Source organism: Rathayibacter sp. AY1F8 (assembly GCF_002932165.1).
Classification (GTDB): domain Bacteria; phylum Actinomycetota; class Actinomycetes; order Actinomycetales; family Microbacteriaceae; genus Rathayibacter.
The window spans coordinates 144,889-153,582 of the sequence record NZ_PSVB01000006.1 but is presented as its reverse complement, the minus strand read 5'-3'; the positions used below and the strand labels follow the sequence as shown (position 1 = coordinate 153,582).

Genomic DNA, 8,694 nt, shown 5'->3' with positions numbered 1-8,694 from the left:
GCTGCGATTCGCAGAGCGGGGGACGACCGCCTAGATCGATCCGCTCACCCGCGGATCGATCTAGGCGGTCGTCCCCCGCTCTGCGAATCGCAGCCGCCCTGGAAAGCCGACTGCGCCGAGCCCGGCAGGGACGGGCTCGGGGACGAGCACCGCGACCGCGCCGAGCCCGGCGGGGACGGGCTCGGTGTGAAACACCCCCGAGCCGAACGATCGATCCGCGTGCCAGCGGATCGATCTAGGCGATCGCTCCCCGCTCTGCGAAACGTGGCCACCCTCTCCGGCCGACCGCGCCGAGCCCGGCGGGGACGGGCTCGAAGGAAGATCAGCCGAGGCTCGCGACCCACTCCGAGCTGCCGTCGACGAAGGACTGCTCCTTCCAGATCGGCACCGACGCCTTGATGTCGTCGACCAGTGCCGCGCAGGCTTCGAAGGCCGCCGCTCGGTGGGCCGAGGCCACGGCGCAGGCGAGGGCGAGGTCGCCGACCACGAGGTCGCCGACCCGGTGCACGGCGGCGATCCGGACGTCGGGCCAGCGCTCGGCGATGCGGCGGGCGGAGGCGAGGAGTGCGGCGGGGGCGTCCGGGTGCGCCTCGTAGGACAGCCGGAGCACGCCGCGGCCCTCGTCGTGGTCGCGGACGACGCCCGCGAAGGTCACGACGGCGCCGTGCGTCGGGGAGTCGACCGCCTGCTCGCACTCGTCGACGGTGATGGCCTCGGCCGCGAGCCGGGCGAGGGCGACCGGCTCAGCGGGCATGGTCGCCGCCTCCGAGCTGGTCGAGCAGGTGCCCGATCACCGGGTCGAGCACGTCGATCCCGTCGCGGACGCCGCCGGGGGAACCGGGGAGGTTCACCACGACGGTGCGGCCGCTGACGCCGGCGAGCCCGCGGCTGAGCACGGCGGTCGGGACGTGGGCGGCGCCCTTGGCGCGCACCGCCTCGGCGAGGCCGGGCAGGGGCCGCTCCAGGAGGGGGGCGGTCTGCTCCGGGGTGACGTCGCTCGGGGCGACGCCCGTCCCGCCGGTGGTCACGACCACGTCGACTCCGCTGCCGATCGCGTCGGCGATCGCCTCGCCCACCGCGTCGCCGTCGGCCACGACGACCACCCGCGACTCCCAGCCGCGGGTGGTGAACCAGGCCTCCAGCGCCGGTCCCGTCCGGTCCTCGTACACGCCGGAGGCGGCACGGGTGGAGGCGACGACCGCCACCGCTCGCCGCGTCACGGGGTTCCTCCGCTCGTCCACGAGCCGCTCCTCCCGCCCGCCTTCGCGAGCACACGGATACCGGTGATCGCGGCACCGCGATCGACCGCCTTGATCATGTCGTAGACCGTGAGAGCGGCCACGCTGACCGCGGTCAGCGCCTCCATCTCGACCCCGGTGCGCCCGGTCGTGCGCACGCGTGCCTCGATCCGGACGCGGCCGTCCTGCGGCTCGAGGTTCACGTCGACGCCGTCCAGCGCCAGCGGGTGGCAGAGCGGGATGAGGGTCGAGGTCGCCTTCGCGCCGAGGATCCCGGCGATCCGCGCCACGCCGAGCGCTTCGCCCTTGGGCAGCTCGCCCTGCTCGAGGAGCCGCACCACCTCGGGTGAGGTCTCGACGTAGCCCTCGGCGACGGCGGTGCGCGCCGTGGCCTCCTTCGCGCTCACATCGACCATGTGCACGGCTCCGTCGACGCGCACATGGGTGAGCCGATCGCTCTCAGTCATCGATCCTCCAGATCTCGACCGTGTCGCCGGTCGCTGCGTGGTCCGTCCCGACGGGGACGTGGATGAGCACGGTGGAGCGGGCGTAGGACGCCAGCAGGTGCGAGCCGGGCCCGCCCACCGGGTGCACGAAGCCCTCGTCGTCGAGGACTCCGCGGCGGATCTGGTGCAGGTGCGCGGGCGAGTCGAGCGCCGTGCCGAGGCGCGCACGGAGCCGCGGCCGCTCGGCGGGCGTCCGTCCCGCGAGCGAGCGCAGCACGGGCCGGAGGAACACCTCGAACGAGACCAGGGCGCTCACCGGGTTCCCGGGAAGCGAGACGACCGGCAGGTGCAGCCCCTCGGCCACGCGCACGAGACCGAGGCCCTGCGGGCCGCCCGGCTGCATCTCGACGTGGCCGAACTCCGAGCCCGCCGGGCCGAGCGCGTCGCGGACGACCTCGTAGGCGCCCGCGCTGACACCGCCGACCGTGATCACCAGGTCGGCCGCGCCCGCGTGCGCCTCGAGCAGCGCCAGGAGGTCCTCGGCCCGATCGCTCGTGCAGGCGGCGACGACGGGCAGCGCGCCCGCCTCGCGGACGGCCTCGGCCAGCAGGGCGCCGTTCGCGTCGTGGATCTGCGCCTCCTCGAGGACGGCGCCTGCGGGACGGATCTCGTTGCCGGTGGGGACGACGAGCACCCGGAGTCGCGGCAGCACCTCCGCCTCGGTCAGCCCGAGGGAGGCGAGGAGTCCGTAGTGGGCCGCGCGGAGGACCGTGCCGGCCGGAAGGGCGAGCTCGCCGCGGCGGGCGTCGCTGCCCCGGGCTCGGACGAAGGTCGCCGGCACCACCGGGTGCGCGAAGGCGACGCTGCCCTCCGCGGGGAAGCGCGGAGGATCGACGCGCTCGACCGGGACGACGGCGTCGGCCCCCACCGGCAGCGGCGAGCCGGTCATGATCGGTGTCGCCGTGCCGGGCGCGTGCCGCGGCGCCCGGTCGCCCGCGGGGATCGGCGCCGAGACGGGCAGGGCGACGGGTTGCTCTGGCGCCGCCGCGTCGAGGTCGGCCGCCCGCACCGCGAAGCCGTCCATCTGCGAGTTGTCGAAGCGCGGCAGGTCGAGCGGGGAGTCGACGGAGCGGGCGAGGACCCGCCGGTCGTACGCGCCCGGATCGGCGGCGACGGCGGCCGGCTCCAGGCTCAGCGTCTCGCGGGCGCCCCGCGTGGCCAGCGGCGCGAGCAGCGCCCGCACCCGGGCGGCGTGCAGGTCGATCGAGGTCATCGTGTCCTCTCGCGAGCGGCGGAGCCCGACCGGCGGCGGGACCGAGTCCATCTTGCCGGGTCGCGCCCGGTTCCGCGGCGTAGTGTGAGCGGATGAGCACAGCACTGGGGATCCCGGGCTTCCGGCCCCGACAGCGCAGCGCGGTCCTCCCGGCCGACCGCCCCGCCACCCCGCTCCTCCTGGACACCTACGGGCGCGTCGCGGACGATCTGCGGATCTCGCTGACGGACAAGTGCAATCTGCGCTGCACCTACTGCATGCCGGCGGAGGGCCTGCCGTTCCAGCCGCCCGCGTCCCTGCTGAGCCGTGAGGAGATCCTCCGCCTCGCGCGCATCGCCGTGGAGCAGTTCGGCGTCCGCCAGATCCGCTTCACCGGCGGCGAGCCGCTCCTGCGCAAGGACCTCGTCGACATCATCCGCGACGTCGCCTCCCTCGACCCGCGCCCCGAGATCTCGCTCACCACGAACGCGATCGGCCTGTCGGGTCGGGCAGCGGCGCTCGCCGACGCCGGCCTGAACCGCGTCAACGTCTCGCTCGACTCGATCTGCGCCGAGACCTTCGCGAAGGTCACCCGTCGCCCGTTCCTCGACCGCGTGCTCGCGGGCATCGACGCGCTCGGTCCCGCCGGCCTGGACCAGACCAAGATCAACGCGGTGCTCCTGCCCGGGATCAACGACCACGAGGCCCCGGAGCTGCTCGCCTGGGCCCTCGCGGGAGGCCACCAGCTCCGCTTCATCGAGCAGATGGCGCTCGACGCCGACCACGGCTGGGACCGCGCGACCATGATCACCGCCGCGGACATCCGGGCGCTGCTCTCGGAGCGCTTCTCGCTCAGCCCGCACGCGGCCCCCCGTGACGGCGCCCCCGCCGAGCTCTTCGACGTCCGCGAGGCCGGGGGGTCCGAGGTGCTCGGCCAGGTGGGGATCATCGCGTCCGTCACCGAGAACTTCTGCGACGACTGCCGCCGCACCCGGCTCACGGCCGAGGGAGGTGTCCGCAGCTGCCTCTTCTCGAACGAGGAGACGGACCTGCTCGGCCCGATGCGCGCGGGCGCGGACGACCACGAGGTCGCCCAGCTCTGGCGCGGGGCGATGTGGGCCAAGCCCGCGGGACACGAGATGAACAGGGCGGGCTTCGTGCAGCCCGAGCGCACGATGAGCGCGATCGGCGGATGAGCATGCGGGTCCGCTACTTCGCGGCGGCCAAGGCCGCCCTCGGCCGTGGTTCCGACGAGCTCGACGAGGTGCCCGACCTGGGCGCTCTCGAGGAGAGACTCGTCGCCTCCGCGCCCTCGGCCGCCGACGTGCTCGCACGGTGCACCTACCTGGTCGACGGCGTGTCGACCGCGGACAGGGCCACGCCGCTGCGTCCCGATGCCGCGGTCGACGTCCTGCCGCCGTTCGCCGGCGGCTGACCCCGAAGAGCCCTCCGTGACGAGCCGTCCTCGACCGGACCGGTGCGTCCGCTCCGGGCGGTCCGCAGCAGGTGCGTCCGCGCTTCTGGAGGACGCTGCATCCCGAGGACGGACTGGTTCCTGTCCCGCCGCACAGGGACCCGTGGGACGCCTCCTCGGACCCGCGCGCGGCGGGGCAGGACCGGATCAGCGGCCGATTCCGTGCGTCACGGGCACAGGACGTTGGTCATCGTGTCGAGCACGTTGCGGTTCTGCACGTCGAGGAATCCGAACGCCGAGGAGACTCCGGTGGCGACCAGCACGCCGCTGACGAAGGCCCGGCCGTCCCGGGTCACGTAGGCGTCCGGCGCGAAGATGGTGGCGTCGGAGGGCACACCGGAGGCGACGCGGATCTGCGGCTGCGTCCTGTCCGCGAACGCGCCGTACCGGACGAGAGCGCCGTTCTGGATCACGTCCACGACGTCACGGTTCTGTCGATCGCGGTAGGCGTCGGCACTGGTCACCCCGGTGGCGACCAGGATGCTGCTGTTGAAGAGGCGCCCGTCCGGCGTCAGGTGGTACGAGGGCGCCAAGGCCGTCGATCCTGCCGGAACGTTCCTGGCGTAGACCTGGTTCTTCGTGGAGGAGATGTAGCGGACGAGCTCCGAGCCGACGATCACGTCGATGACGTCGTTGTTGCTCTGGTCGCGGAAGGAGTCCGCGCTCGTCACTCCGGTGGTCACGAGGGCTCCGCCGGCGCGCCGCAGCTCGCCGTTCGGTGTGACGTAGAAGGCGGGCGCATGGACCGTCGATCCGGCCGGCACGCCGCTCCCGATGGCCTTCGGCGCGGCCTCTCCGGTGACGAAGCGGTAGAAGACGCCGTCGACGACGAAGTCGGCGACGTCGCGGTTCTGCTCGTCGCGGAAGCCCTGGACGCTGGTGACGCCGCGCGCGATCCGCCCCCCGCCGTGATAGAGCTCGCCCGACTCCGTCAGGTAGTACCGGGGTCCGACGGTCTTGGCTCCCGAGGGCACGTTGCCGTTCGACTCCGTCGTCGTCCGTCCGCCGTCGGTGACGTACCGGACGGCGGTCCCCGTGGTCGCGGTGGTGCTCGCGGTCGCCGTCGCGCCCGCGGCGCCGGAGACGGCGGAGAGGGTGATGCCGTTCTGCGCCACGTTCCCGGCCGTGACCGGGATGCTCACGCGTCCGTCCGCGCCGGTCGTCGCCCTGACGGTCTGCGCGCCGCCGCTGGTCAGGCCGGCGGGGAGAGTGATGGTGACCGTGTCGCCGGCAGCGGGAGCGCCGTTGGTCGTGGCGAGGACGGAGACCGTTCTCGTGGTGCAGGCGGGGAAGGAGTACGCCGGGGCGTCGAAGGCGAGGGTGAGGCCGGTGGACGCGGCGGCCGCGGGGGTCGCGACCGCCGCGGCGACGACGGGGACGGACCAGGCCGCACCCGACATGATCGTCCGCCGGGCGGGCCCCCCGCCGGTCGAGTCGATCCGCGGTGGGAGGGAGCGCGAGTGCGCTGCCGTCGGGTCCAGGGCGTTGGTGTCCGTCATGGTGTTCCTTTTCTTTCTTTCGTGCGAGGGGTGGTGGACGCGCCGATCCTGCCGAACGTCCGGCCTCCGGTCGACGCGGAACGGGCCGCGACGAGGTTCCATGCCCGACCGTGGACGTTCCGTCGCGCCGCCGGACCGGGGGAGCCACTCAGGGCGCCTCCTCGCCGGGAGCCCGTCCGGCGCGGGGGACGCGGCGGCGCACGTCAGCCCGCGTCGTCGATCCGGCGGAGGGTCCGCTGCATGTGGATCCGCGAGCTGAAGCCGGCCGACCGCGCCACGCGGTCCAGGTCCGTCGCCGCCCGCGGGCCGAGCTCGTCGAGGAGGCGCTGCGCCTCGAAGGCCCGCGCGCGCTCGATCCGCTGACGAGGGGTGGTGCCGGCGGCCGAGAACGCCCGGTGCAGGTGGCTGACCGACACGCCGAGACTCTCCGCGAGCGTCTCCACCGTGAAGGAGCGGTCGCGGTAGTGCCGCTCGATCAGGCGCGTGCCGTTCGCATACACGGCGGCGGGGGACCGGTCCTCCCGGTCGGAGGAGGGCAGCAGCGCCGAGAAGGCCGAGGCCAGGAGGTGCTCGCTCGCGATCTCGAAGTGCTCGAAGGCCGCGTCCGAGGGCTCGACGCCGAAAGTGAGGACGGTGTTCGCCGCACCGGTGAGTGCGCGCCAGTAGGCCTCGGGGAGGGCGAGGACCCGGTCCGTGAGCGAGGCGAACTCGCTCGCGCGGAGCACCGAGGGGCGCAGCTGCCACTCGAAGCGCGCCCACGGACTGAGCGCCGCCGCGTACTGCACCGTCGAGGCGCGGGTCACGAGAGCGCTGCCGGCCGGGAGCCGGTGGTCGCGGCCCCGGGCGGAGAGGCGGCCGGTCCCGTCGAGGCTGAAGAGCACGCGGAGCCTTCCGGGATGGGGGAGGACCTCGAACTCCCCGGTCTGCAGCCAGGCGCGGCTGAGGCTGAGGCGCGGCGAGACGATCGCGTCGCAGACGGCACCTCGCGGCAGGGGGCGCCGCGGAATCCAGCCGAGCCGACGCAGCCGCCTCTCGGCGGGACTCCAGACCTCGGGCATCACGCCTCCGCGCCGGGGTCGAGCGGGTCGGGAGGATCGAGCAGCGCCGCCTGCCGCGCGGAGTGCGGTGAAGGCGTCGGCATGGGTGCTCTCCTCGGAACGGTGGCCGCGAGCACGCCACCGCCGATCAGCTTCGGACACTGCTCCGCCCTGATCCGCGGAGAAGGACGGATCCTCTCCGCTGCGAGCACCGAACATCCCGGGTCGCCGATCGGCAGGGCGCTGGGTGCGCCTCACCCCACCCGTTCCGCGGCGCACGCGGCCGCGGCACGGGTCACCGCTCCCGCCACGACGCCATCCCGCCGTCGAGCGAGTCGGACGCCACGCCCGCCGCCGCCGCGCGCTCCGCCGCGAGACGCGATCGGACCCCGGAGGCGCAGTGCAGCACGAGCGGACCGGCCGGCAGAGCGACGGGGTCGAAGCGCGACATCGGCATCCGCACGGCACCGGGCACCGCGACGGTCCGGTCCTCGTCGTCCTCGCGGAGATCGACGACGGTCGGGGGCGTCGGCCCGGCCAGCCGCTCCCGCAGCTCGGCCGCCGTGATCGAGCCCGCCGCGGCCCGCCGCTCCGGGACCGGCGGCACCCGCCGCTCGAGAGGGAGCTCGGCCCAGGAGGAGTCGAGGGCGTCGTGCACGAGGACGCGACCGAACAGCGGCTCGCCCGCCCCGGTCACGAGCTTCACGACCTCGGCCGCCATGGCCGAGCCGATCAGCGCGCAGAGCGCGCCCAGCACGCCCACCGTCGAGCAGCTGTCGCCCGCGTCCTCGGCCTCGGGGTGCAGCGCGCGCAGGGTCACCCCTCCGCCCGGAGCGCCGGCCCAGAAGGTCGAGAGCTGCCCGTCGAAGCCGAGCGCCGACCCCCACACGTGCGGGATCCCGGCGCGCGTCGTCGCGTCCGAGGCGAGGTAGCGCGCGCCGAAGGTGTCGAAGCCGTCGACCACGACGTCCCAGCCCGCCACCAGGGCGTCGACGTTGGCCGAGGTCAGCGACACCGGGAAGGCCCGTGCGTCGATGCCGGGGGAGAGCCGCCGCGCGGTCGCCGCCGCCGACTCCGCCTTCGACCGGCCCACCGAGGAGTCGTCGTGCGCCGTCTGCCGCGCCAGGTTCGAGAGCTCGACGACGTCGCCGTCCACGATGCCGAGCCGCCCGATCCCGGCCGCGGCGAGCGCCGTGATCACCGGCGAGCCGATGCCGCCCGCGCCGAGGATCAGCACGCGCGCGTTCCGGAGGCGCCGCTGTCCGAGCTCCCCGAGGGGCGCCAGGCGGATCTGCCGGGCGAACCGCTCGCGCTCGGCGGCGGTCAGCGGCGGTCCGGGCTCGACGAGCGGGGTCATGAGAGCTCCTTCCTCCACTGGCCCTCGTGGGCGACGGGGGTGAAGCCGACGGCCTCGTTCACGGCGAGCATCGGTCGGTTCTCCTCGGCGTTCCAGGTGTAGACGGCCCGGCAGTCCGGGGCAGTCCCCACCGCATCGCCGATCGTGGTCAGGGCGAGGAAGTCGCTCCAGCCGTCGGCGCCCACGGCCTCGGGGATCGCGAGCTCGCGGATCCGGAGCGCCGGGTCGGAGGTGCGGTTCACCACCCCAGTGTGCACGTCCCAGCGCCCGCGGCGGCCTCCTGCGCCTGTTCCGGTGCGGGATCGCGGTGGTCCGTCGGCCGGTCGGGGCTCCGCCTCCCGGCCCGGCCGCGGCCGTCGGCTACCGTGGAGGCGTTGTGGACGGGAGCGAG

At 74.5% G+C, this 8,694-nt stretch carries 10 protein-coding genes; 2 read left to right on the top strand and 8 right to left on the bottom strand.

Translation table 11 applies throughout. The annotated features are described in order from the left end of the window. Positions 1-322: 322 nt before the first annotated feature. From C5C35_RS07295 to glp, 4 genes are read right to left on the bottom strand one after another with little or no spacing between them, the layout of a single operon-like run. The gene (locus C5C35_RS07295; protein WP_104226891.1) at positions 323-754 is read right to left on the bottom strand and encodes a molybdenum cofactor biosynthesis protein MoaE; all 432 of its coding nucleotides are present in this window, start codon (positions 752-754) and stop codon (positions 323-325) included. Next, positions 744-1,241 (bottom strand): molybdenum cofactor biosynthesis protein B, encoded by a 498-nt coding sequence (locus tag C5C35_RS07290; RefSeq protein WP_244229433.1) that lies wholly within the window; start codon positions 1,239-1,241, stop codon positions 744-746. Before C5C35_RS07290 ends, C5C35_RS07295 begins: the two co-directional genes overlap by 11 nt. Further along, complete coding sequence (moaC, locus tag C5C35_RS07285) at positions 1,217-1,705, bottom strand: cyclic pyranopterin monophosphate synthase MoaC (RefSeq protein WP_104226890.1); 489 nt, start codon at positions 1,703-1,705, stop codon at positions 1,217-1,219. The genes C5C35_RS07290 and moaC overlap by 25 nt, the downstream gene beginning before the upstream one ends. Continuing rightward, the gene (gene glp, locus C5C35_RS07280) at positions 1,698-2,957 is read right to left on the bottom strand and encodes a gephyrin-like molybdotransferase Glp (RefSeq protein WP_104226894.1); all 1,260 of its coding nucleotides are present in this window, start codon (positions 2,955-2,957) and stop codon (positions 1,698-1,700) included. Before glp ends, moaC begins: the two co-directional genes overlap by 8 nt. 92 nt (positions 2,958-3,049) lie before the next feature. Between glp and moaA the strand changes: the two genes are divergently transcribed. Together moaA and C5C35_RS07270 are read left to right on the top strand one after the other, a co-directional pair. After that, on the top strand, positions 3,050-4,132 hold the full coding sequence (gene moaA, locus C5C35_RS07275; protein WP_104226889.1) for a GTP 3',8-cyclase MoaA: 1,083 nt from the start codon (positions 3,050-3,052) through the stop codon (positions 4,130-4,132). Next, positions 4,129-4,371, top strand: a complete 243-nt coding sequence (locus tag C5C35_RS07270) for a MoaD/ThiS family protein (RefSeq protein WP_104223924.1) — start codon at positions 4,129-4,131, stop codon at positions 4,369-4,371. Before moaA ends, C5C35_RS07270 begins: the two co-directional genes overlap by 4 nt. A 206-nt stretch (positions 4,372-4,577) precedes the next feature. Here the strand turns inward: C5C35_RS07270 and C5C35_RS07265 are convergent, their stop codons facing one another. The 4 genes from C5C35_RS07265 to C5C35_RS17365 form a co-directional block, all read right to left on the bottom strand. Next, on the bottom strand, positions 4,578-5,909 hold the full coding sequence (locus C5C35_RS07265; protein ID WP_104226888.1) for a hypothetical protein: 1,332 nt from the start codon (positions 5,907-5,909) through the stop codon (positions 4,578-4,580). 203 nt (positions 5,910-6,112) lie between these two features. Next, a complete protein-coding gene (locus tag C5C35_RS07260; RefSeq protein WP_104226887.1) occupies positions 6,113-6,967 on the bottom strand; it encodes an AraC family transcriptional regulator in 855 nt (284 codons plus the stop codon). Positions 6,968-7,241: 274 nt separating this feature from the next. Further along, positions 7,242-8,303: a ThiF family adenylyltransferase gene (locus C5C35_RS07255; RefSeq protein WP_104226886.1), complete on the bottom strand. Its 1,062-nt coding sequence runs from the start codon at positions 8,301-8,303 to the stop codon at positions 7,242-7,244. Then, positions 8,300-8,545, bottom strand: coding sequence for a hypothetical protein (locus C5C35_RS17365; RefSeq protein ID WP_181134121.1), 246 nt, complete (start codon positions 8,543-8,545; stop codon positions 8,300-8,302). The genes C5C35_RS07255 and C5C35_RS17365 overlap by 4 nt, the downstream gene beginning before the upstream one ends. Positions 8,546-8,694: the final 149 nt, after the last annotated feature.

Coding starts and splice junctions, on each gene's coding strand:
- C5C35_RS07295 (WP_104226891.1), bottom strand. CDS start 754: ATGCCCGCTGAGCCGGTCGCCCTCGCCCGGCTCGCGGCCGAGGCCATC.
- moaC (WP_104226890.1), bottom strand. CDS start 1,705: ATGACTGAGAGCGATCGGCTCACCCATGTGCGCGTCGACGGAGCCGTG.
- glp (WP_104226894.1), bottom strand. CDS start 2,957: ATGACCTCGATCGACCTGCACGCCGCCCGGGTGCGGGCGCTGCTCGCG.
- moaA (WP_104226889.1), top strand. CDS start 3,050: ATGAGCACAGCACTGGGGATCCCGGGCTTCCGGCCCCGACAGCGCAGC.
- C5C35_RS07270 (WP_104223924.1), top strand. CDS start 4,129: ATGAGCATGCGGGTCCGCTACTTCGCGGCGGCCAAGGCCGCCCTCGGC.
- C5C35_RS07265 (WP_104226888.1), bottom strand. CDS start 5,909: ATGACGGACACCAACGCCCTGGACCCGACGGCAGCGCACTCGCGCTCC.
- C5C35_RS07260 (WP_104226887.1), bottom strand. CDS start 6,967: ATGCCCGAGGTCTGGAGTCCCGCCGAGAGGCGGCTGCGTCGGCTCGGC.
- C5C35_RS07255 (WP_104226886.1), bottom strand. CDS start 8,303: ATGACCCCGCTCGTCGAGCCCGGACCGCCGCTGACCGCCGCCGAGCGC.